The organism is Actibacterium sp. 188UL27-1 (assembly GCF_016901225.1).
GTDB lineage: Bacteria > Pseudomonadota > Alphaproteobacteria > Rhodobacterales > Rhodobacteraceae > 188UL27-1.
In genome coordinates, this window is the sequence record NZ_JAFEUL010000024.1 from 1 (window position 1) to 23152 (window position 23152).

The following is a 23152-nucleotide window of genomic DNA, read 5'->3' on the forward strand; positions in this document are numbered from 1 at the left end:
TCCGCAAAGCCAGCCAGGGCTGCGATATGTGAGGTCTCCGCCCTGTCAGGCTTTGCTACCATCAGCGTTTTTGGTGACACTTCTGCTTTGCACGCCGGGTGACATTTCTACTTGGTTGCAACAGTCGAATTGGTGGAAATTTTTCGATGCGGGCCGGGGTGTGAGCGTGCGGTGTTGTCACGTTAACGCTCTGCGGATTGCGCCTTCACCAACGGCTGAGGAGCACCAGCCCATGGACCCGACCCAGATCAGCTATAAGCGCCACCGCTTTCCTCCAGGGATCGTGGCCCATGCCGTTTGGCTCTAACGTGGCTCGGAAGTTGAGCGTCTCGACCTTCTCTTGGGTTTCACGGCACATGCGACCCGAACGCCATCTTTGAACTCGGCCAGATCGAGCGGATTTTTGGCACCGTGAACACCGAACTCCTGCCGGAGCTTCCGGGTCATCTTGCGAACGGTAAATCGACGTCAGTACCAGTGTCCTGAGTGGGGGACTGGAAATATGGCCCAACCGTTGTGCAAGCGCCAGGCATTGCAACTCAAAGAACGGCGATAAAAGGTTTCATTGGGTTGTTCCGATGCCGTCACGATCCGATCGGCGCGCGGTAAAAAAACGGCTGAGATCACGCGCCATCACATAAAAGGCCGGGGTGAACAGCAAACCAAAGCTGGTCACACCGATCATTCCTGCAAAAACGGCCGTTCCAATGGCCTGCCGCAACTCCGCGCCCGCACCCGTCGCGACCACCAAGGGGACCACACCGACGATAAACGCCAAAGATGTCATAAGGATCGGTCGTAACCGCAGGCGGGCGGCCTCTACCGATGCCGCGACAGTTTCGGCGCCTTTCGCCTCAGCCTGTCGTGCGAATTCAACGATGAGAATGGCGTTCTTGGACGCCAAGGCGATGAGCACGATCAATCCCACTTGAGTCAGAATGTTGTTGTCCATCCCGCGAAAATTAACCCCGACCATGGCCGACAGGATGCACATTGGCACAATGAGAATGACCGCCAACGGAAGCACCCAGCTCTCATAAAGCGCTGCCAAAACCAGAAATACGAAGAGTACCGATAAACCGAAAAGGATTATACTGGTGTTGCCTGCTTGCTGTTGCTGGAACGACAGGCCAGTCCATTCGATCTCAAAACCAGGCGAAAGGGTTTCATCCGCGATTTGTTCTAGTGTTGCCAGAACCGCACCGGACGAAACGCCGGGCGCGGCACCTCCCTGAGCTTCGGCGGCCGGGTAGAGATTGTATCGCGGCACTCGATTGGGACCGGTCGTGTAGGAGAAATCGGCCACCGTTCCGATAGGCACCATCGTCCCATTATCCGATCTTGCCCGATAGCGAGCTATATCGGCCAAATCGTCTCGAAAGGGACTGTCCGCTTGTGCGGTGACCTGAAAGTTTCGCCCGAGAAATGTGAAATCATTGACGTATGATGAGCCAAGATAGACTTCCAAGGTCTGATTCAAGGCATCAGGGCTCACACCCAGGATTTCAGCCCGCGCACGGTCTATGTCTGCAAAGACCCGCGGTGTCCCGGTGTTGAAGAACGAGAAGGCACCCGCAACAGATGAGTTTTGATTGGCGGCTTGAAGGAAGGCGCCCAACTGCTGCTCCAGCATGGCAACGCCGCGGCCTTCCCGATCCTGGACGTATAGTTCCCATCCGCCAGCACTTCCAAGCCCTTGGACCGGCGGCGGCTGAAGCAGGATCGTGAAAGCGGCACCGATCCGGGCGACTTGCGGTCGGAGATCCGCGATAACGCTCGAAACAGTGTGTCCCTCAGCGACCCTTTCATTAAACGGCGAAAGGATCGCGAAGATTGCCCCGCCGTTGGTCGCGGCCGTGAAGGTGGCACCATCAAAACCTGCAAACCCCGAGGTCGCCTCGACAGCTGGATGCGCGACGACAACCTCGGTCAACTCCTCGACAACCGCCTGTGTCCGGGTCAACGAAGATCCTGGCGGAAGCTGAATCGCCGCAATGAAGTATCCCTTGTCCTGATCAGGGATAAACCCCGTTGGTGTATCCACAAAGAGCCAGACGGTGGTGGCAATGAGGCCAGCGTAAATCAATAAAACCCAAAGCCGTATGCGAATTAGAACGCGCGTCAAGTGCCCATAGCCGCGGGCGATATGATCGAAGCCCGCATCAAAGAGTGTCGCCAGGCGCGCAAGCCCGCGCGCAGATACATCGTCTTTCTTCCGCATCAACACACCTGCCAAAGCGGCTGACAGCGTGAGCGAGACGGATACCGAAATCACCGTGGCCGTCGCGATTGTCAGGGCAAACTGCTGGAAGAAGATCCCAGTGACACCTGTGGCGAAGCTGACCGGCACAAAGACTGCAAGCAAAACCAAACCGATGGCTATGAGCGCGCCGCTGACATCATCCATTGTTTTGCGCGCCGCTTCTTTTGCCGGCAGACCCTTACGCAGATATCGTTCGGCGTTTTCAACAACGACAATCGCATCATCGACCACGATGCCCACTGCCAGCATAAGGCCCAAGAGAGTCAGGGTGTTTATGGAAAAGCCGAAAGCCGAAAGAACCAAAAAGGTTCCAATTAGTGAAATTGGAATCGAGATTATGGGAATAATCGCAACACGCCAGTTATGCAAAAAAATCAGAATGACCAGCACCACGAGAGCAACCGCCTGAAAGATCGTGGTGAAGACGGCATCCACAGAGTCAGAGATGAACTCAGTTGGATTGTAGACGATGTCGAACGCCATGCCGTCCGGAAACCCTTCGGCCAGTTGCTCCATCTCTGCGATGACCGCTGAAGCGACATCTAACGCATTTGCTTCTGGGCTTTGGTAAATCGCGATCGGAATGGACGCATCCAACGATCGGTATCCGGCAACGGCATAGCTTTGCGCACCTAGCTCAACACGCGCCACGTCTGAAAGCCGCACGATCCTGCCGTCCTCCCCACGGCTGACGATGATATTGGCGAATTCCTCGGGATTCTGGAGGCGGCCGCGTGTCTCGACCGAGAATTGAAAGGCGCTTGAGCTTGTTGAGGGCAACTGGTTTAGTATGCCGGACGCAATTTGCGCGTTGTTGTCCGCTAGGGCCGTTACAACGTCGGACGGAGTGAGATTGCGGGCCGCAATCCGTTCGGGATTGAGCCAGACCCGCATTGAGAAAGCACGTTCCGCGAATACATTCGCTTGTCCAACGCCATCAATCCGCAAGAGGCGATCCACGATCTGCGTTCGTGCGTAGTTTGACAGATAAAGCAGATCGCGTGAGCCGTCGGAAGACACGAGATTGATGATCGTGAGAATATCGTCAGAGGCTTTTTCGACACTCACGCCGAGCCGGCGAACTTCTTCTGGCAGGCGCGACTCCGCCCGTGCCACACGGTTTTGAACCAAGACGTTTGCCGCATCCAGATCCGTGCCAGGCGCAAATGTCACTGTGATGCCGACCGCTCCATCGCCGGTCGACTGAGACAGCATATAGGACATGCCTTCAATGCCGTTGATCTCCTGCTCAAGCGGCGCCGCAACTGTCTCCGCGACAGTCTCCGCCGACGCGCCTGGATAGGTCGCCGAAACATTGACGGTAGGCGGTGCGATGGCGGGATATTCGGCGACTGGCAAGTTGAAATAGCTGATCGCCCCTGCGATCACGAGAATGATGGATAGAACAGATGCAAAGATCGGCCGGTCAACAAAGAAACGGAACGCGCTCATTGTCCGACCTCGCTCGCCGCTGCCGTCTCGGACAGGTTGACAGGTCTGGGCTCAACTTGGGCACCGGGTTGCACTGACATCAACCCGTCGACCACGATCCGATCCTCCGTGGAAAGACCCGATCTGATAACCCGCAAAGCCCCGACAAGTTGACCGATTTGAATCGGCGTCGCATGTACTATGTCCCCTTCACCAAGTGTGTAAACGATACGTCCGGCCTGATCGCTTAGGATGGCTGCGTCGGGGATCATAACCGCGTCGTAGGGACCAAAGCGGGGGACGCGGACCTCAGCAAAGAGGCCCGGGGTGAACAAATCACCCGGATTGGGAACTTTTGCTCTGACGCGGATGGTGCCGGTCCTATCATCGAGGCGATTGTCGATAAAATCGATTTGGCCGTCATGGCTCCATTCCATCTCGTCCGCGACCTTTAGCCGAACCTGTGCCGGGTCCTGGCGTGACGATCCTGCCTGTTCGGCCAAGTCCAGCCTGACATAGGCGAGATAATCACTTTCGGATGCGTCGAAAACGATCTCGATCGGATCGACGGATAGCAGCGAGGTCAGGACGGTTCCCTGACCGGTACCGCCGTCTACGATTTCACCTTGATCCACGCGGGCTGCCCCGATCCGGCCCGAGAATGGCGCCCGCACGACCGTATCTTCGAGTTCAATTTGTGCCATACTCAACTGCGCAATCGTTGCTTCCAGCACGGCTTGCGCAGCAGCAAGCTGTGCACGTCTTTGATCCACATCGCGCTGCGCACCCGCTTGACGCTCCGCAAGCTCTGCGGCCCGGTCAAATTCAACGCGGGCCAAGTCCCGTGTTGCCGTTGCTTCTGCCATACTCGCCTCCAGGCGCGCGACTTCGGCACGGGCGCGGCGATCATCCAACACAAAGAGAACATCGCCCTCTTCGACAATCGCCCCTTCGATAAACTCAATAGAAGTGATGGTACCTGACGTTTCAGCCCGCAAATCGAGGCCTCGAGCGGCCTGAAATCGACCGGTGTAAATGTCGAAATCTGTGACTTCCTGCGTTATGGGTGTCGCGACATCAACCGCAGGAATGACCTCCTGTTGTGCAACTGCAGACCCCGCAAACACGTTCCAACCAATCCAGATGATTCCGATTGTGTGTGTCAAAGCAACCGGTTGCAGTTTCTCTGCAGCCGTCCTGGCCGGCAATTTCGCAAGTTGCATTTCGCTTCCCGACATTTTTCGCATTTGGGCGAAAATGCAGAATGCGGGGATCATGATATTTCAAATACGTCTTATAGCTTTTCAGAAAACCATGCATCTCGCTTGCTGACGATTTTTGTCAATCGGAATCCAGTCTTGGGCCTGACGCATATTTGGAAAAATAGAGATTTAGGATCACTACATTTGAGTAATTTTCCACGGAGTTCGTTGACGATATCTTTGCTTTTGCCGCAAAATCTTTTGCCAAAGATGCTGAAAACTGATCGAACTGAGTATGGACAATACAATGCGAGTTCATACTCGTGTCACTTGGCACTTAAATCAGCTCTTCCTCGCTTGGTGTGGTGCATGGATAACAATCGGGCCTTTAGTGACGCTGGTCCTGCGCGACCGTACATTGCGCGTTTGAAGGTCTTTAGGCGATTGATCTGACTTTCTGCTTGTCCGTTATTCCATGGCAGTTCAATAGGTTTGCGTATCGCGTCGATGTCGCGGCGAAGGACGGATGCAAAACATACCATCGAAATCAGATCGGTCTCGAAGGCATCATTGATCCTGTCTGACCCCCTGTTTCTGTGCCACCGATCTGGGCTTTTCTAATGGCCACATGCTCGGACCTGCCAACGGCGGGCAGTCTCAATTCCTGACAACAATTGACCTGCCACACCCACAAACGTGGTAGAGCAGGCAAGGGTCGGACCAGTCGGCCGCGCGCTGGTGCACCCAAATCACGTAACGCCAGCACATAGACGACCCAAGATTTGACCCAAGGAGATTGCCCATGCCTGCCGTCACGTTGAACGTTCAAGGTTCCCTCACGGCGCGCACTGCCCTGGGGAGGTTCGCCCTTGGTGTGGCCGCAGGCACATTGGCGGGCGGATATGGTCGCATCACCTATGCCGGAACCTGCGCGGCGCCGTCAGGCATTCCGGGCACCTATCTGTGCAGCGGTCCCGCCAATGCGGCTGCGGATGTCACGCAAAGCTTCGGGCCTGTTGACCAGGACATCGCGATCACCAGCGCGCCTGACTTTGGCCTCGACACAACGCAATCCGGCGGGCCCGGGATTGTGGCGACAGGGGATAAAACCGACGGGGCCGACAATATCACGATCACCACGGGCAATGTCCGTGCAGCCGCCGATGCGATCAGCGCAGGCTATCAGGGTAGCAGATATACCGGCCCCTATGGCGGCTATGGTGTAGATTTCGGCAGCGTTACGATCACCACGACCCAGGGACAAGTCACCTCCCAAAGCGCGGCTGGTATACGCGCCACAGGCAATGAGGATTATATCGAAATCACCACGTCCAATGTCACCGGCGCCACCGGAATTGTCACCAACAATACCTATTACGGGCTCGAACACAGTTTCACACAGATCGATACATCGGCTGGCACCGTCAGGGGAACGACAAGCGCCGGGATAACGGCATCCGACGGCGACATCCAAATTACCACAGCCGATGTCACAGGGGCGTCCCACGGTATCAGTGTGGCGCCCGGTGACTACCTGCTTGAACGGTTCGGCATAGCGGGGATCGGCACGACATCCGGAACCATCACCGGATTGGATGGTGATGGCATAACCGTCGATGGCGGGTACATCTTCATAGACACCGCCGATGTGACCGGGTCCCAGAACGGCATAAGCGCGCTGGCAAGCGCCAATTCAAGGCTGCAAACCGATACGACAGCCGGGACCGTCTCGGGGATGGATGGCATCGGAATCCTGGCAACCATGGAGGAGGGATTTCTCGGCTCGCGAGGCGAGGCGATCGTCGACATAACAACCGCCGATGTCTCTGGTGGTGACATCGGTATCCAAACTTCCGCGGGCCGCTACATAGAAACCGTGATCGACACAACGGCGGGCTCCGTGTCCGGGGCCACAGGTGCCGGTCTGACTGTCACTGCGGAATACGCGCGGGTCCAGATCAGCACGGCTGATGTCACCGGTGGCACAGACGGCATTACGGTCTCTAACCCGTTCGCGACCACGATCTTTGATACGACAGCCGGAACCATTACCGGCGAAACCGGAGCCGGCATCGCCACAGGCTTCTATGGCGAAGTGCAAATAACAACGGCGGATGTCACCGGTCAGACGGATGGCATCACGGTATCCGGCCTCACCTCCTCTAATTCCGACGTCACCAGCACCTTGGACACCACGGCCGGGACCATTACCGGCAAAACCGGCGACGGGATCACAATTGACGGTTTCGAGACGAGCGAGATCGACATTACCGTATCCGATGTGTCCGGCGCCACCACCGGCATTCGGATCGAAGGACGCGGATCGACCTATTACTTCTATAGCAATCAATTCCCGCCGCAGGCGACGATTGATGTGCAGGGCCACGTGTCGGGCGCCGTGGGGATCGCCATATCTGACTTTGACGGCCCCACCACGATCAACAGTTCCGGCCTGATCGAAGGCCGGGAAGGCACCGCCCTGGATCTGAGTGACGGCGCCCAGCATCTGACGATCTCCAAGGCGGCGATGGCCCTGCCCTGTGATGCGCGGCCCGGCCTCATCGGGGCGTCCGTCTTTGGTGGGGGCGATGATATGCTCAGCTTCGTCGACGGGCCCGGTGGCGGCAACATCCTCTATGACGGTGCCTTTGATGGCCTATTCGATGGTGGCGCAGGCATCGACACGGTCAACCTCTCCGTCTCGTTCGATGATCTGCAGGGCAGCAACGGCAGCGGTTCATCCATCGCGCTGTCTTTCCTGGGCGCCTTGGATCAAACCGCCACGCTCTATTTCCTGGATTTTGAGTTTTTCACCTTCGCTGACAATCCGCAGGTCACCTACGCGCTGGATGGCCGCGGCGGCTTCGTCGCGCCAATCCCGCTGCCCGCAAGCCTGCTTTTGTTTGGCTCCGCCTTGGGGGCGCTGGCCGTCGCCAACCGCAAAACGCGGGGGCATTCCTCCAAATCCGACTGACCGCGCAATACCAGTGCCACCGCCATCCCCCAGATCCAGGTCGGTGTCAAAACCACCCCTTGCTCTGGCCGTGGGGCTGCGTAAACTGTCACTCAAAGTTGACAGCCTTGCGTCAGGGAGTCGCGCGATCCACACCGTCAGTCTCAGTTTTTACCGGTTTCAGCCGTGGCAGGCCCGCTTGTGGGTGCTGGGCCAGATGGGGGCGGCCCGCCTGATCTTGCCGCGCGTGCCCGATATCGGGTTCTGGAAGCTTTGCGGCTCGGGCACGGGCGAGGGTTTTACCCCCGTCCCCAACACCGCCGTCTGGGCGATCCTGGCCACCTGGCCCGATGAGGCGACGGCCCGCACCCGCATTGCCGATGCCCCGGTCTTTCGCCGCTGGCGCGCCCGCGCGACCGAAAGCTGGACGGTGTTTCTGCAAACCACCTCTGCCCGGGGCGCGTGGTCGGGGCGCAATCCGTTTCCGCCACAAGCCGACACACCCGCCGGACCCCTGGCCGCGCTTACCCGCGCCACCGTAAAACCGCGCATCGCGCTGAAATTCTGGAAGCGGGTGCCCAGCATTTCCAAAGTGATCGGCGCCGACCCCAATGTTGCCTTCAAGATCGGCATCGGGGAGGTGCCCTGGATGCAGCAGGTCACCTTTTCCATCTGGCCTTCCGCCGCCGCCATGGCCGAATTCGCCCGACGCCCCGATGGCCCCCATGCCCAGGCGATTGATGCCGTCCGCGAGGGCCATTGGTTCCGCGAAGAGCTTTATGCCCGGTTCCGCATCCTTGGCGATGCGGGCAGTTGGCACGGCGCCAGCCCCCTTGACCGATTGAAAGGCCTGACATGACCGCCTTCCCCTTCACCGCCATTGTCGGCCAGGATGAGATGAAGCAGGCCATGATCCTGACTGCTATCGACCCGACCATTGGCGGCGTCCTGGTCTTTGGCGACCGCGGCACGGGCAAATCCACCGCCGTGCGTGCGCTCTCCGGTTTGTTGCCTCCGATCCAGATGGTGACCGGCAGCCCGACCAACGCCGCCACGGTGCAGGATCAACCGGATTGGGCCGCGCCGGCGGGCGACGTGATCACCGCGCCGACACCGGTGGTCGACCTGCCCCTTGGCGTGACCGAAGATCGCGTGACCGGCAGTCTCGATATCGAAAAGGCCCTGACCCGCGGCGAAAAAGCGTTTGAACCCGGGCTCCTGGCCCGCGCCAATCGCGGCTACCTTTACATCGATGAGGTCAACCTGCTCGAAGATCACATCGTTGACCTGCTGCTCGACGTCGCCCAATCCGGGGAGAACGTGGTGGAGCGTGAAGGGCTTAGCATCCGGCACCCCGCCCGCTTTGTTCTTGTCGGCTCCGGCAATCCGGAGGAAGGCGAGTTGCGCCCGCAACTCCTTGACCGGTTTGGTCTGTCGGTCGAGGTGACCTCCCCCACCGATATCGATACCCGGATCGAGGTCATTCGCCGCCGCGATGCCTACGAGACCGACCGCGACACCTTCCTCGCCCAGTGGGAGCCCCAGCAGGACACCCTGCGCGCCCGGATCGTTGCGGCAAAGGCCGCCCTGTCCGGTCAGGTCACCCCCGATGATACCTTGCGCGCCTGTGCCGAATTGTGCATCGCGCTGGGCTCCGATGGCCTGCGGGGGGAGTTGACATTGCTCCGCGCGGCCCGCGCCCTCGCCGCGTTCGACGGGGCTGGGACGGTCACGCTCGATCACATAAAATCCATTGCGGCCAGTGCCTTGCGCCATCGTCTCCGGCGCGATCCCCTGGATGAGGCCGGCTCCTCCGCCCGTGTTGCTCGCACCTTGGCCGAGGTCTTTGACGAACCCACCATCGCCGCGGTCACCGGGTGACCCATCCGGCCTGGGACCGGGCCGTGCTGGCGCTGCGTTTGCTGGCGATTGATCCGGTTGGGCTTGGCGGCATTTGGCTGCGCGGCCGGGCCGGGCCCGTACGCGACAGGTTCCTGGCAGCCTTGCCCGCGCCGCTGCCCCATCGCCGCCTGCACCCGGCCATTTCAGACGAACAGCTTTATGGCGGAGTGGACCTTCCGGCCACTTTAACCTCCGATAAAGTTATCTATCAGCAAGGGCTTATGGCGAATCCATCGCTCCTTATCCTGCCCATGGCAGAACGAACATCGCCGGGTCTGGCTGCCCGTCTTGGCATCGCCTTGGATCAAAAGACGGGCCATGCCCTGGTCGCGCTGGACGAGGGCGCAACGCCGGAGGAAGCCTTACCGCCCGCCCTCGCGGACCGGTTGGCCCTCCATCTGGACCTCAGCGAATTGGGGTTTCATGATACCGCGGTTGCGCAGATCACCCCTCCCCCTTTGGTCCCCGTCACCGTCCCGCCCGGCACCATCACGGACCTAGCTGCCATCTCGGTGCGGCTGGGGATCTCCTCCCTCCGCGCGCCGCTTTTGGCTTTGGCGGCCGCCCGGACCCATGCGGTGTTCCAAGGCCGCGTGGAGGTGGACCAGACCGACTTGCTGGTCGCGACCGAACTGGTCCTGGCCCCGCGCGCCACGCAGATCCCGGATGCGGAGGCCGATCACGAGCCGCCTCCACCGCCGCCCGACACGTCCAGCGAGGGCGAGGCCCAAGACGACACCACGCCCGACGACGCTGCCTTGCCACAAGAGATCTTGTTGAAGGCCGTCCGCGCGATGCTGCCTGCTGACCTGTTGGCCCGCCTGGCCGCGGGGAAGGCCGCCCGCGCCACCGGTAGTGCCGGGACGGGGGCCAAAAAGCGCGGCAACCGGCGCGGGCGTCCCTTGCCGTCCCGCCCCGGCAGGTTGGGCGGCGATGCGCGGATCGATCTGGTGGCCACCTTGCGGGCCGCGGCCCCATGGCAACCCTTGCGGCGGTCCCTGTCCCCGCGGGGACAGCGTTTGCACATTCGCCCCGCGGACATTCGGGTGAAGCAATATCAGGAAACCTCCGACCGGTTGCTGATCTTTGTGGTCGACGCCAGTGGCTCCGCCGCGATGGCCCGACTGGCAGAGGCGAAGGGCGCGGTCGAACTGCTGTTGGTCCAGGCCTATGCACGGCGGGACCATGTGGCGCTGATCGCTTTTCGCGGGACGGGGGCCGAGTTGTTGTTACCGCCAACCCGGTCCCTGGTGCAGACCAAACGGCGGCTGGCCGCCTTGCCCGGTGGGGGTGGCACCCCGATGGCCGCGGGATTGCAGGCCGCCCTCGATCTGGCCCTGCAGGCCAGGGGGCGCGGGCTGACCCCGACCGTCGCGCTGTTGACCGATGGCCGGGCAAACATCGCGCTGGATGGCAGCGCCGACCGGCGCGCGGCGCAATCGGATGCCATGGTGCTGGCCCGGGCGCTGGCCCGGCAGGGGGTGCCGGCGCTGATCATCGATACCGGGGCACGACCCCAGCCGCAGTTGCGGGACATGGCCAAGATGCTTGACGCGCCCTACCTGCCCTTGCCCCGGGCCGATGCCGCGCGCCTGGGTGCTGCGGTGTCTGCCGCGTTGGAGGTGTAGGCGATGGATTGGGAGGCCTATGCCGCGGTTTGGCCAAACGCCAGCTTTTCCCAATTCGTGCCGTCGCGGCCCCATCGCTGGCATGTCCAGACCATGGGGGAGGGGCCGACCGTTTTGCTGTTGCACGGGGCGGGCGGTGCGACCCATAGCTGGCGGGATCTGATGCCGCTTTTGGCGCAAAAGATGCGGGTGGTGGCGCCGGATCTGCCGGGCCATGCCTTTACCAAGCTGGGGGCGCTGCAACGCTCCAGCCTGCCGCTGATGGCGCGGGACGTTGCGGGGTTGCTGACCAAGCTGGAGGTCACGCCGGACATCATCATCGGCCATTCCGCCGGGTGTGCGCTGGGCCTGCAAATGCTGGATCTTTTGCCGGATCCGCCAAAGGCTGTGGTCGGCATCAACCCGGCGCTTGATAATTTCAAGGGGGTGGCCGGGTGGCTGTTTCCGGCAATGGCCAAGGCCCTGGCGCTGAACCCGTTGGTCGCCCCGGCCTTTGCCCGGATGACCCGGAATGGCAGTGCCGAAAACCTGATCGCCAGCACCGGCAGCACGCTCGATCCGGTGGGGTTGGCACTGTACCGCGCGGCCATCGGAGAGACCCGCCATGTGGACGGAACCCTGACGATGATGGCCCAATGGAAGCTGGACGGTCTGCGTCAGCGCCTGCCACATATCGCCGTGCCGAGCCTGTTCATCGTCGGTGATAATGACCAGGCGGTGCCCCCTGCCACGGCTGACCAGGCGGCGCTGCGGATGCCGAAAGCCCAGGTGATGCATCTGCCCAGGCTGGGACATCTGGCCCATGAAGAAGCGCCTGCGGATTTCGCTGAGATCATCAATACGTTCGTCGCCGATATCGGGCTGAAGACGGTCGCGTGAACCTTTGTCCCCGCGGGGACAAAGGTTGGTCAGGGCGCGGCTGCATCCTCCCCAAGGGCGCCGCGCAAGGCATTAAAAAAGGCGGTTGTCGCGCTTTCGAGATGTCGGCGGTCCAGCCTGGAAAAGTCATGGTCGAGGCGAAGCTCGACCTTGCCCGCGGTCGCGGTGCAGCGCGCCTGCCCCGCCTTGAGGGGGAGGTCAAAGCAAACCTTGCCAGATCCGGCGCGGCCCGTTGTCCCCGCGGGGACAGTGCCGTGCCTGAGCGCGTGGCGGAGCAAAGCATCCTCTTGTCGGGCGGTGCGATCCGGCTTTTGGCGGAGGGCCTGGATCGCGGTGTCCCGGAAGCCGGGCTGATCCCGTAGCGCCTGGGCGATATCCAGCCCCAAGGCACGGGGTATCATAGCTGTATGTAGCGGCATGCGGTCAAGTTGATCCAACATGTAGGCAAAATGCTTGATGTAGCTGCGCTTTTGCCGACTGGCCGAGGCAAAAAGGCGATCAACCGCCATATCGACCGCTTCGGCCGGTGCGCCCGTCGCCGCGACATAGTCCAAGGCGAGGTCCGCCATTTCGCCAAAGCTGATATCCTTGCGCGTCAGGTTTTCATCGACCATCCGGCGGTAAAGCGTTTCGAGTGGTTGCCCCGGTTCAATGACGATTGCGGGGATGGTGGCAAAGGCCGGATCCTCGGTTTCGATGTAAAGATCCATCATGGCCTGCCAGCGACGAAACCCCTGGATCAACTCATAGCCACCAGCCTTTCGTTCGATCTGGATGGGGTTGGACAAGCCAACCGCCTGGATCGAGGACATGAGTTCATCAAGTTCGGGATCCGCGCCAGCGGCCCGGTCACGGATCAGTTTGGTCGTGTCGATCCGCTGGAGCGCAATCCGCTGGATCGTGGGAACGGGCGGGGAGAGGTCAGAGAGATCGGAGGTCATGCGCCTGGGCCTTTGTCCGGAAATTGAGGTGGCAGTCAGGCGAATTTGTCCCCGAAAGAGCTTGTCAAACCCGGAAGGCACCGAACGGTGCCGATGCAACAGGCGGCGCCTGTCGTGAAGCCTGATCGATTTTGGCTGTCGGTGGGCGCTACAGTTTGAAAACCAGCGGAAGGTATCTTGGCCCTGTTGCGGTTGAGCGATGTGCAGATGGCGCGTCTGCGGCCGTTTTCCCACGGGTTTGTGGTTCTGGTCTGTGACCGTCTGGCACGGGGTTATTTTCGGGCGCCGGAGCCGTCTTTTGCTGTGGTGGCGCCCAAGTTGCGTTGCATCAACAGGTTCAATGCGGTGAGGCCGCCGGAGGGGTCGGGCGTGGCAAGGCCCAACGGCTCAGCCAGGGATCCGGCCATGGCTCCGCTGGCCAGAAAGCGATCAAGCGCCTGATATTGCTGACGTTCCGCCGGTGTAAGGCCGATATCGAGGCCGGCGAGCCAGGCCGCCCGATCGGTGACGCCAAGCACCTTGTCCACCACTCCTGCCGGAGGTGGGGCGGTGTTGGTCACGACAGAGACAACATCGCGCAGTTCTGACGCGCTGAAATTGCCCCAGATGGGCAGGGCGCCAAACGCCCAGGCATCGGTGCTGGCCAGGACGCGCTGTTGATCGGGAGAGGCACCTTTGATGATTGCCAGTGTTTCTGTCATCAGCGCGTCGCCTTCGGACGCTGTGAGGTTGATGTCATTGGGGGTTTTGGCGCTGGGCGTGCGCTGCATCGCCACCAGCATCATCGACCAGCCGAGGTCGCGTTCCGTCAAACCGATGCCCGGCGCGATTTCGAGCACCATGCGGTCCGTTTTGTCGACGATGTCGAGGGCGATGCTGGTGGCAGGGCCGATCCTGGTGAGCATCTGGCGGTGCAGTTCCGTCAGGCGGACCCGGGCGGATTGGCGTTGGGCGGTTTGCGACAGGTTGGCCATGTCGAGCAGCCGGGCGGTCTGTTCGGCAAAAAGCGCGGGATTGGCATCATGGAGCGGGGTCATCTGTTCGATGATGCGGCGTTCGGCGGGGGCCGGCACCTCGATCTGGAGCGCGCGCAGGGAGGCCACGACCTGCTCCATGGGGGTGGCCGATGCGGCGAGCGGCAGGCCGATGAAACAGAACAGCAGGAGGATACGAAAACAGGTCATGATACCGGTATATGGCCAGGGCAGACCCGTTTTCGATCCTGGTTCAGCAGGCACGTTCGCCAGGGCGGCGGGATCGGCGAAAAGCCGCCCGCCGGGCTAGTGCTCGTGGTGCAGGCTGTAATTGACCAGGGGCTGGCCGATGGAGGTTTCGCGCCACGCACCCTCAACCGCGAGGGTTTCAAGCTGCGTAAACCGGATGCCCAGTTCGCGGGCCCGTTCCAGCGCCGCCACAGTGCGGTCGGCAAAGGCGGGGATCGGGGAGGACGCGTCATAGGCGAGGATCAGCGCCTCTGCCGGGATGCCCGCCTCTGCCAGGGGAATGAGGGTGCCGGAGACGCAGAAATTGATCGCCTCGCCAAAGGCCACGACCACCCCACCGGCTGCCACATGGGCGCGGATTTCGTCGAGCCAGAGGTTTTGGGTCTGCGTGGCAGGATCTTCACTGGGGCATAGGGCGGCGACGGCGCCGAAAGCCTCCGTATGGGGGTTCGATGCCTTGTAGACGATCATCGGGTCGGGCGCGCGTTCGGTCCGGGTGGACCAATGGGTGGTGTAGTCATCGAACAGGGTCTCCATCACCGGGTGCAGAGACCATTCATGGGTGCCCTGTTCGCCGTGATCGGGCCAGACATTCCACATCAGGCCGTTGGCTTGCAGGCATTCGGCATAGGCGGTGGCGTCGTCCTGGTGGTGGGAATTGGCAGCCGTGTACGTCCCGTCGAGCACCTGGGCCGGGTCGATATCGACGAACATTGGCGCGGGTTTGCCATCGCCATCCACCAGGTACAATTCTGAGCCGACATAGTAGCGCGGATGGGTGTCCATCGTGTACCAGGCATTGGTGACACGGCCCATATTGGTGCGGACGAAACTGTCGACCATGGCGATGTCGGTTTCGGAGCCGGGCACGTAAAGGGCTGCGTCGGGATCGGTGAAGGAGCGTTGGACGTCCACCGCGAGCAGGCCGATATTGGCCGCTGCCGGGATGGTGTCGACAAAGTCGAGGCCCAGTTGATCGGCGATATCCGCGCGGATGCGGTCCCGCTCCTGCAGGGCGTCCTGGGCATGGAGCAGGTGTGGCATCACAGCGATGGTGAGTGCGGCGAGAATGGTCAGTGTCTTGGTCATGTTCTGTCCCCCATTTGATTGAAAGGTACGCGGCGGGGGCGCGCTTGGCGATAGGTGCGGGCGCCAGCGGGCAGATCTGCGAAACATGCGATGAGAATTTACGCAGATTTGGCGCCTAAATGTCCACCGTGCCGTCGATCAGGATATGGGTTTGGCCGCCGATCAGGATGTCATCATCGCGGGTCGAGATATGGACCCGGCCCTGGCGGTTGATCCGGGTGCCCTGGGCGACCGTGGCCTGGGCGGGCAGGGTGCCGCGACGTTTCATCCAGCAGGCGAGGGCCGCGTTGAGGGAACCGGTGATCGGATCCTCCACCATGCCGGAGGAGGGGGCGATGTTGCGCACCTCGTAATCGGCACCATGGCCAGGATCATGGGGACCGATCAGGCCCACGGCGCGGAAATCGGGGTAGCGCAGCCGGGCGGCATCAAGGGTCAGCACGTCATCGGCATGGCGCAGCGCGAACGCTTTCCAGACGGGGCCGTTCTCCAGCTGTGCCGAGGCGGTAATGGTGGCCGGATCGATGCCGAGGGTTGCGACGATGCGGTCATGGTCATCTTGCGGCAGGGGCGCAATCTTGGTTGGCGGTGCGACAAAGGCCGGAACCGGGCCGGTTTGGTCGATGGCAACAAGGCCGATGGCGCATTCCTGCAGGACGGTGTGCGGGTTGGCAGGCCGGCCCCCGGCATGGAGCCACGCAGCACAGCTGCCCAGGGTCGGATGGCCGGCGAACAGCATCTCTCGCTTGGGTGTGAAGATCCGGACGCGGTAATCGGCTGCCGGGTCAGTCGGAGGCAGCAGGAACGTGGTTTCGGCCAGGTTGGTCCAGGCGGCGAAATCCTGCATCTGAGCGTCGGTCATCCCGTCCGCCTCCACCACAACGGCCAGGCCATTGCCGCGGGTCGGCGTGGCGGTGAAGACATCGCATTGGATGAAGCGGCGGTGGCGCATGGAAACCTCGACTTAACGGGCCTACGCTACGCCCATGCCGGCCGTGGTCAATGGGCATCGTGGACATGAGAATGGCTGCGACGTCTGTTCGGGTGGCAAGGAGATGCGGCACAGGTGGCGCAGCTACGGCGATCCAAAGGGGAATGCTCCGAGTTGGCGCGCCCGCCGCAGGCTGGAGTGACGGACAGGCCTTTGGCATCTAAATGAAATCAAAGCGATAGCTTAAACAGACATGCCAAAATCAAAGAGTTTTTCCAACGCAATCAGCCCAGACCCACCGATGCTGCGGATTGCTTGACTGGCGGCATTCGGGTCAGAGACGGATCCGACGCTCGACCCCGATCCGGTCCAAAAATGCCTGATCGTGACTGACGACGAGGATCGCGCCATCGTAGGCCAGCAGCGCGGCTTCCAGTGTTTCAATGGCTTCGATATCAAGGTGGTTGTTCGGCTCGTCCAGCAGCAGAAGTTGGCGAGGCTGACTGTGCCCCAACATGCAGGCCAAACCGGCCCGCATCTTTTGCCCGCCGCTGAGCGATCCAACCTTTTGATCTGCGTCCGTGCCACGAAACAGAAAATGGGCCAGAACGGCGCGGCGGTCGTTTTCGGTCGCCACAGGATCCAGTCTGGCGAAGGCCGCGCGCACCGTTTCCTCCGGATCAAGGAAACTGATGTCCTGATCGATCAGCGCGGCCGGAACCTCGACAGAAACAGAGCCGACTTGGGGCCGAAGTCGTCCTTGAATGCAGGCAAGCAGTGTCGATTTTCCGGCCCCGTTCGCGCCTTTTATGGCGATACGCTCGGGCCCCCGGATCGAGAAGGATAGAGCGTTGAAGATGCGTGCGTCCGTGTCGTATCCGAACCCCAGCCCTTCAACCTGTAGGACCTGCCGGGTGCTGACCAAGCCCGAGGGTGGAATTTCCATGATGAGCGGTTCAAGCACTTCGACGGCTTCACGAGCGGCGCTCAGCGTGGATTCAGCCTCTTTCGTTTGCCGGTCCCTTCGACGCGCGGCAGACCTGCCCGACCCCTCGCTTCGCTCCTTTGCAGCGTCAAGCAAGAGCTTTGACTGACTTCCCGACGCCCGAAGCTGTTTGCCTTGCCGATCGGTGCGCGCCTTTCGCTCGGCCGCACGCTGCGCGCGGGCCTGTGTTGCAATGACGCTGCGTTCCGCACGTGCCAGGTCGTCTTTGGCGCCCGCCAACTCGGCATCTTTCGCGGACCGGTATTCGCTGTAAGGACCGCCGTAGCTTTTGGCACCAAGGCTGGTCAGTTCCACGATCGTGTCCATCTCTTCAAGTAGGGTGCGGTCGTGGCTCGCGACGATCACGCAGCCTTGCGACGAACGTATGGCGTTGATGACGTAATCCCGGCCCGCGCGATCAAGATGGTTCGTCGGTTCGTCCAGGAGCAGCGTGTCATGATTGGCAAACATGAGGGCGGCGATGCTGGCGCGTGTTCTTTGGCCCCCAGACAAAGTGCTGAGCCATGTATCCGGCGCGAGGTCCAGGCCGAGGTTGCCGAGAGCTGTGTGAAGCCGTGTCTCCAAGGTCCAGTCGGCAACCGCCAAATCCTCTGCCGTTGCCTTTCCATGTTCAGCCCGATCAAGGAGATGCAGCTGGTCGGTTACGCCAAAGAGATCTGCAAGAGTGGCATCTGGCCGCCGCTCCGGGTTTTGCCTGAGAAAGCCAAGGGACGAGGATTGGCTGATTGTCCCGTTCGCGGGCGAGAGTTCACCCGCAATCAGGCGCAGCAAAGTCGTTTTTCCGGTGCCATTTCGCCCGATGAGGCCAGTCCGCCCTTGCCCGAATGTCAGGTTGAGATCGGTAAAGACGGCATCATTGGTTGGGGTATGCCAGCTTAAATGGGCGATAGAAATCGAAGTCATGAGTAGCGCTCGCGAAAGTGAAAACCGGTGCGGTGTCAGCTTGTGCGTGCGTAATCCATGTCAGCGGGTTCCATTTTCCACTGGTATCGAAATGGTGTGGGCAGACCGAAATTACAATGTTTGGGGGGGGAGGACAAGAGTAAGCCGCTTGAACGGGTCGGGTTGCCCCCGGACACTGTGTCAGGCGGGCCAGCCGCGGCGGCGGGGGACTTTCACGGCGAGCATCGGTTTGAGAAGTGGGGAGGCGAAGCGGTTGAGATCCAGCGCTTCGTGGACGCCGACTGTGTTTTCGCCGGCAAACTGGATCTCGACCGCGGAGCGGCAGTAGAATGGCGCGTCGAGCATCTGTTTGACCTGGCGGGGTGTCGTGCCCGCATCGGCGCGGGTTTCGCGTTTGACGGCCCAGAGGGAGCGTTTGAACGGGGCCTTTGGCGGCGCCTTGATGACCTTGGCCTCGCCCTTGGGATCAAAGATCACGCCCACGGACAGGTCAGAGCCATCGCGTCGCGTCGCATCGTAGAAACAGACCGAGCCTTCGCGACAGGGATACCGGCCCCAGGTCCAGTAGCTGAAATCGGCCTCCAAGGCGGATGTGCCGAAATTAGCGTCGAAATAGCCGTGGCCGTCCCATTGCCAGCCCTTGCGGTTGAGGTTGACCTTGATCCGGGAGAGCGGCGCGAAGGGGCGCCAGACATGGGAGCCGTCCTGCTTTAGCGGCAGTTCGACGGTCGTGAGCGCTTCGGGCTCCACGATGATTTCCCCTTGGAGGCGGCCCATATGGGGCCAGGTCATTTCATCGATGGCGATGATCAGCTTGTCATTTTCCCACCGCATGGAACTGGGGCCGACCTGCAGCTTGTCATGGCTGAGGGTCAGGGCGTCTTCGCCCCGGTCGGTCATGGTCCAGCGGCCCCCGGGGCCGTAGGTGGCCACGTTGATGCAACAGTGATTGGCCGGGTTGCGGCGGCCGGACCAGCGGTACCAGGGCGAAAAGACCGACCCTATGAAACCGATGATGGAGATCGCGCGCCCGGCATCGTCGCTGATCCCGTCGACATACCACCAGGCATAGCCGTCGGGCGGGATGGCGAGGTCAAAGCACGGTCGGTCAAGATCGTTTCGGCCGCGTGCTTGCCGGAGAGGGTGGCCATCGGGATCCCCGCCCCCGGATGGGTCCCGCCGCCGGCGAGGATCAAGCCCGGAAGGGCGGTCCGGGCTGTTGGCCGGTGGAAGGCCGCCATCATCCCATGTGGGCTCCGCCCGTAAAGGGAGCCGGCCGACCCGGGAAACAATGTTTGAAAGCCGCGCGGTGTTGTCAGGGTCGCGGGGTTCGGGGTCGGATTGAAGGTCAAACCGAAGTGGTTCAGCGTCGTCAATATCGGTGTCTGACATGGGGCTGGCTCCTTGTCGCTGTCCCCGTGCGCGGGCACGGGAGGGCCGTTCATGATGATCTCGAACCGTTCAAGGCCCGTGGGACGGTGGCCGCCGCCGCGATCTTCGGCGCAGATATACAACGTCGGATCGACAGGCGGCTGACCATGGTGCAGGGGGTCGAATTCGGTCCGGGGGTCGGCGCCGAAAAAGACGTTGTGATAGGCAAGGTCCGGTCCCTTGGGGGTGCTGGCGAAGGCCCAGACATAGGCGGACAGGCTGCGCGGAGTTGTGTGGGTGTCCTTCACGGCGTGGCGCGGGGCCTCGCCCAACAGGCCCTGGATCAGGGCGGCTGGATCGCCGTTGAACACGATGTGTTTGGCCGGGTGGCGGGTGCCTTGCGCGTCGATCACAGCGGTCGCGCTGCCCCCCCGAACCTCGATCCGGTGGATATGGGTGTCGTAGTGGAAGGTCGCGCCCTTGGCGGTGGCGAGGTCTGCCATGGCCTGGGCCAACCGGTGCATGCCACCTTTGACCCGCCAGACGCCTGCCGCCTCTGCATGGGCAATGAGGCTGAGGATCGCGGGAGATTTATAAGGGGACCCGCCGACATAGGTGGCGTAGCGGCCGAAAAGCTGGGCCAGGCGCGGGTCGCGGAACTGGGCGCGCAGGCTGGACATCAGGGTGCGATGGGGGGCCATGTCGGGGATCAGTGCGGGATGGCGTAGGACATGGGCGGTCAGCGCCAGTTGCGAGGGTGCCGCCGTTTCCATCATCGGGGCTTTGAAACCATCGTAAAGGCGTTTGGCGCGGGCCGCGAACCGGCGATAGTCCTGTTCTGCATCGGGCCCGCCAAAGTCGCGCATGGCCTGGGCCGATTGGTCCGGGTCGGCATGGAGATCAAGCGTGCTGCCATCGCGCCAGAAATGGCGGGCGAGCAGGGTTTCGGCCTCCAGCGTGACATGGCTGTCTAGGGTTTCGCCCACATCGGCGAATAGCTGGTCAAAGACATGGCGCATCGTCAGAACGGTTGGCCCCGCATCGACCGGACCGGCAGCCGAAGGCAGGGTGCGCATCTTGCCGCCCGGCGCACCGGCGCGTTCCAAAACAGTGACCGACAGACCGGCATGGGCCAGCCGCAACGCGGTTGCCAGGCCGCCCAGGCCTGCACCGATGATCACCACAGGCTCGTTTTTGTCAGCCATGCTGCCTTTCCGTTGACTCGCTGTCTCAGTATGTCCACTATTCGTTACATGTCTACTGTCAACTATTGTTTACACAACAACCAGCGAAGGACAGGGCCATGACTCTTTCAAAACGGATCGAGGCTGCGATGGGCCGCGCGATTGCCATGAGCCGGGGCGGCAAGGCGCCGCCACAGCTGGCAAGTGCGCTGGATTATGCGGTTACGCCCGGTGGGGCGCGGATCCGCCCGACCATTGCCCTGAGCGTCGCGTTGGCGTGTGGGGACGACAAGCCGGCGCTGACGGATGCCGCCATTTCGGCGCTGGAGCTGATCCATTGCGCCAGCCTGGTCCATGATGACATGCCGTGCTTTGACGATGCGGATATTCGGCGCGGCAAGCCCTCTGTTCACCGGGCCTATGGGGAGCCGCTGGCGCTGCTGACCGGCGATAGCCTGATCGTTCTGGCATTTGAGGTGCTGGCACGCCGTGCCGCGGATGATCCGATGCGCGCGGCGCAATTGGTGCTGACCCTGGCGCAACGCACGGGCATGCCGGGCGGTATCTGCGCCGGACAGGGGTGGGAGAGTGAGGCAAAGGTTGATCTGGGGGCCTATCACCGGGCCAAGACCGGCGCCTTGTTTGTCGCGGCCACCCAGATGGGTGCCATCGCGGCCGGGCAGGAGCCCGAGCCGTGGGAAGAGCTGGGCGCGCGCATTGGCGAAGCGTTCCAAGTGGCCGATGACTTGCGTGACGCCTTGTATGACGCCGAAACACTCGGCAAGCCGGGCGGTCAGGATGAGATCCACGACCGGCCCAATGCCGTTGCGCAGTTAGGTGTGCAAGGGGCGATCCGGCGGTTGAAGGATATTCTGGGGGGTGCCATCGCCTCCATCCCGTCCTGCCCGGGGGAGGCGATGCTGGCGGAAATGGTGCGCAAACAGGCTGAGCGTCTGACGCCCGTTGCGCCGACACCCCACGCGGCGGAATGACCGATACGGCGGGTAAGGCGGGGTTAACCCCGCCCTACGGCCCGGGATGGCGGGCGCGCTGGCGGCGCTGGCGGAACCGCAAGGTGGCCGATCCGGCCTTTCAATCCTGGGCGAGCGGTTTTGCCCTGACGCGCGGTGTGGCGCGGCGGGATGGCGCGCAATTGTTCGACCTGGTGGCTGGCTTCGTGCATTCGCAGGTGTTGTTTGCCCTGGTGGAGTTGGACCTGCTGGCGGCCCTGCAGGACACACCCGTCAAGGCCGATGCCTTGGCCCTACGCCACGGTGTGGATTCGCAGCGGATGACAGCCCTGTTGCAAGCCGGTGTCGCGCTGGGCCTGTTGGAACGGGTCGGTGATGGATACCAGACGGCGCGGTTGGGAGCGGCGGCCCTGGGCGTGCCCGGTCTGGCCGGGATGATCCGCCACCACGATGTGCTCTACCGCGATCTGACCGATCCGCTGGCCCTGCTGCGCGGTGAAGGCCAGACCGCGCTGGCCCGATTCTGGCCCTATGTCTTTGGCGCGACGGGGGCGTCTGATCCCGACACGGTTGCCCGCTATTCGGCCTTGATGGCGGAGAGCCAGGCCTTGGTCGCCGAGGAAACCCTGCGCGCCGTGTCCTTTGACAAGATGCGCCACCTGATGGATGTGGGCGGCGGCACGGGCGCGTTTCTGGCGGCTGTGGGACGGGCTGTGCCGGGTCTTGACCTGACATTGTTTGATCTGCCCGCGGTTGTCGCCGGGGCAGAGCAGCGTTTTGCCAGTGCTGGCCTTGCGGACCGCGTCAGCATCCATGCCGGCAGTTTTCGCGATGATCCGTTGCCCGAGGGTGCGGATGCGATCAGCCTTGTGCGCGTGCTTTATGACCATGCGGATGACACTGTTGCCACTTTGCTGCGAGCCGTGCATGGCGCGCTGCCGCCCGGTGGGCAGGTGGTCGTGTCGGAGCCGATGACCGGCGGCGCGACCCCGCACCGGGCTGGCGATGCCTATTTCGCCTTTTATTGCATGGCGATGCAGACGGGGCGCGCGCGATCACCCGGCGAGATTGCCGGGCTGCTTGGGCAGGCCGGGTTTGTGGATGTCGCCCATCGCCCGACCCATCGCCCCTTTGTCACATCAACTGTGACGGCCTTCCGTCAACTGTAACTTGTATTGGACAGTTAACTGTCTAAACAAGTTGACACTATGGCCTGCGGCGGTACACTTAGATGCATCAAAGAGGGCGGCTCTGGGGCAAAAACGAGTCGCCGAA

At 61.9% G+C, this 23152-nt stretch carries 16 protein-coding genes and 1 pseudogene; 7 read left to right on the forward strand and 10 right to left on the reverse strand.

The genetic code is table 11. The features are described 5' to 3' along the window. Positions 1-562: 562 nt before the first annotated feature. The 3 genes and pseudogenes from IU397_RS20765 to IU397_RS23470 form a co-directional block, all read right to left on the reverse strand. Entirely contained in the window at positions 563-3715 is a 3153-nt protein-coding gene (locus tag IU397_RS20765) for an efflux RND transporter permease subunit (protein ID WP_204417355.1), read from the reverse strand. Further along, positions 3712-4821 carry an efflux RND transporter periplasmic adaptor subunit gene (locus IU397_RS20770; RefSeq protein WP_204417356.1) on the reverse strand — a complete coding sequence of 370 codons (1110 nt, stop codon included), beginning with the start codon at positions 4819-4821 and terminating at the stop codon, positions 3712-3714. Before IU397_RS20770 ends, IU397_RS20765 begins: the two co-directional genes overlap by 4 nt. 401 nt (positions 4822-5222) lie before the next feature. Continuing rightward, positions 5223-5429: pseudogene (locus tag IU397_RS23470) on the reverse strand (hypothetical protein); the annotation flags it as partial. Positions 5430-5698: 269 nt separating this feature from the next. Between IU397_RS23470 and IU397_RS20775 the strand changes: the two are divergent. From IU397_RS20775 to bchO, 5 genes are all read left to right on the forward strand, one after another. Continuing rightward, positions 5699-7870, forward strand: a complete 2172-nt coding sequence (locus tag IU397_RS20775; RefSeq protein ID WP_204417357.1) for a VPLPA-CTERM sorting domain-containing protein — start codon at positions 5699-5701, stop codon at positions 7868-7870. Positions 7871-7997: 127 nt separating this feature from the next. Beyond that, positions 7998-8708: a spheroidene monooxygenase gene (gene crtA, locus IU397_RS20780; protein ID WP_204417406.1), complete on the forward strand. Its 711-nt coding sequence runs from the start codon at positions 7998-8000 to the stop codon at positions 8706-8708. Then, the gene (gene bchI, locus IU397_RS20785) at positions 8705-9730 is read left to right on the forward strand and encodes a magnesium chelatase ATPase subunit I (protein ID WP_239479959.1); all 1026 of its coding nucleotides are present in this window, start codon (positions 8705-8707) and stop codon (positions 9728-9730) included. The genes crtA and bchI overlap by 4 nt, the downstream gene beginning before the upstream one ends. Beyond that, positions 9727-11379, forward strand: a complete 1653-nt coding sequence (locus IU397_RS20790; RefSeq protein WP_204417358.1) for a magnesium chelatase subunit D — start codon at positions 9727-9729, stop codon at positions 11377-11379. Before bchI ends, IU397_RS20790 begins: the two co-directional genes overlap by 4 nt. A 3-nt stretch (positions 11380-11382) precedes the next feature. Continuing rightward, positions 11383-12258, forward strand: coding sequence for an alpha/beta fold hydrolase BchO (bchO, locus tag IU397_RS20795; protein ID WP_204417359.1), 876 nt, complete (start codon positions 11383-11385; stop codon positions 12256-12258). Positions 12259-12287: 29 nt separating this feature from the next. Here the strand turns inward: bchO and IU397_RS20800 are convergent, their stop codons facing one another. The 7 genes from IU397_RS20800 to crtD all read right to left on the reverse strand — a co-directional run bounded on the left by IU397_RS20800 (position 12288) and on the right by crtD (position 20927). After that, on the reverse strand, positions 12288-13199 hold the full coding sequence (locus IU397_RS20800) for a ParB N-terminal domain-containing protein (RefSeq protein ID WP_204417361.1): 912 nt from the start codon (positions 13197-13199) through the stop codon (positions 12288-12290). A gap of 272 nt (positions 13200-13471) precedes the next feature. Then, entirely contained in the window at positions 13472-14383 is a 912-nt protein-coding gene (locus IU397_RS20805; RefSeq protein WP_204417363.1) for a hypothetical protein, read from the reverse strand. Positions 14384-14479: 96 nt separating this feature from the next. Beyond that, the gene (locus IU397_RS20810) at positions 14480-15511 is read right to left on the reverse strand and encodes a hypothetical protein (RefSeq protein ID WP_204417365.1); all 1032 of its coding nucleotides are present in this window, start codon (positions 15509-15511) and stop codon (positions 14480-14482) included. Positions 15512-15626: 115 nt separating this feature from the next. Beyond that, positions 15627-16463: a PhzF family phenazine biosynthesis protein gene (locus IU397_RS20815; RefSeq protein ID WP_204417367.1), complete on the reverse strand. Its 837-nt coding sequence runs from the start codon at positions 16461-16463 to the stop codon at positions 15627-15629. Positions 16464-16776: 313 nt separating this feature from the next. Beyond that, positions 16777-18351, reverse strand: coding sequence for an ABC-F family ATP-binding cassette domain-containing protein (locus IU397_RS20820; protein WP_204417368.1), 1575 nt, complete (start codon positions 18349-18351; stop codon positions 16777-16779). A gap of 180 nt (positions 18352-18531) precedes the next feature. Further along, positions 18532-19398, reverse strand: coding sequence for a carotenoid 1,2-hydratase (gene crtC, locus IU397_RS20825; RefSeq protein ID WP_370541750.1), 867 nt, complete (start codon positions 19396-19398; stop codon positions 18532-18534). Next, positions 19353-20927, reverse strand: coding sequence for a 1-hydroxycarotenoid 3,4-desaturase CrtD (gene crtD / locus IU397_RS20830; protein WP_204417369.1), 1575 nt, complete (start codon positions 20925-20927; stop codon positions 19353-19355). Before crtD ends, crtC begins: the two co-directional genes overlap by 46 nt. Before the next feature lie 98 nt (positions 20928-21025). On the opposite strand from crtD, the gene IU397_RS20835 reads away from it, so the two are divergent. Both IU397_RS20835 and IU397_RS20840 read left to right on the forward strand, forming a co-directional pair. Further along, positions 21026-21898 (forward strand): polyprenyl synthetase family protein, encoded by an 873-nt coding sequence (locus IU397_RS20835; RefSeq protein ID WP_204417370.1) that lies wholly within the window; start codon positions 21026-21028, stop codon positions 21896-21898. Continuing rightward, positions 21895-23046, forward strand: coding sequence for a methyltransferase (locus IU397_RS20840; protein ID WP_204417371.1), 1152 nt, complete (start codon positions 21895-21897; stop codon positions 23044-23046). Before IU397_RS20835 ends, IU397_RS20840 begins: the two co-directional genes overlap by 4 nt. The last annotated feature ends 106 nt before the right edge of the window (positions 23047-23152 follow it).

Coding starts and splice junctions, on each gene's coding strand:
- IU397_RS20765 (WP_204417355.1), bottom strand. CDS start 3,715: ATGAGCGCGTTCCGTTTCTTTGTTGACCGGCCGATCTTTGCATCTGTT.
- IU397_RS20775 (WP_204417357.1), top strand. CDS start 5,699: ATGCCTGCCGTCACGTTGAACGTTCAAGGTTCCCTCACGGCGCGCACT.
- bchI (WP_239479959.1), top strand. CDS start 8,705: ATGACCGCCTTCCCCTTCACCGCCATTGTCGGCCAGGATGAGATGAAG.
- bchO (WP_204417359.1), top strand. CDS start 11,383: ATGGATTGGGAGGCCTATGCCGCGGTTTGGCCAAACGCCAGCTTTTCC.
- IU397_RS20800 (WP_204417361.1), bottom strand. CDS start 13,199: ATGACCTCCGATCTCTCTGACCTCTCCCCGCCCGTTCCCACGATCCAG.
- IU397_RS20805 (WP_204417363.1), bottom strand. CDS start 14,383: ATGACCTGTTTTCGTATCCTCCTGCTGTTCTGTTTCATCGGCCTGCCG.
- IU397_RS20810 (WP_204417365.1), bottom strand. CDS start 15,511: ATGACCAAGACACTGACCATTCTCGCCGCACTCACCATCGCTGTGATG.
- IU397_RS20815 (WP_204417367.1), bottom strand. CDS start 16,463: ATGCGCCACCGCCGCTTCATCCAATGCGATGTCTTCACCGCCACGCCG.
- IU397_RS20820 (WP_204417368.1), bottom strand. CDS start 18,351: ATGACTTCGATTTCTATCGCCCATTTAAGCTGGCATACCCCAACCAAT.
- crtD (WP_204417369.1), bottom strand. CDS start 20,927: ATGGCTGACAAAAACGAGCCTGTGGTGATCATCGGTGCAGGCCTGGGC.
- IU397_RS20835 (WP_204417370.1), top strand. CDS start 21,026: ATGACTCTTTCAAAACGGATCGAGGCTGCGATGGGCCGCGCGATTGCC.
- IU397_RS20840 (WP_204417371.1), top strand. CDS start 21,895: ATGACCGATACGGCGGGTAAGGCGGGGTTAACCCCGCCCTACGGCCCG.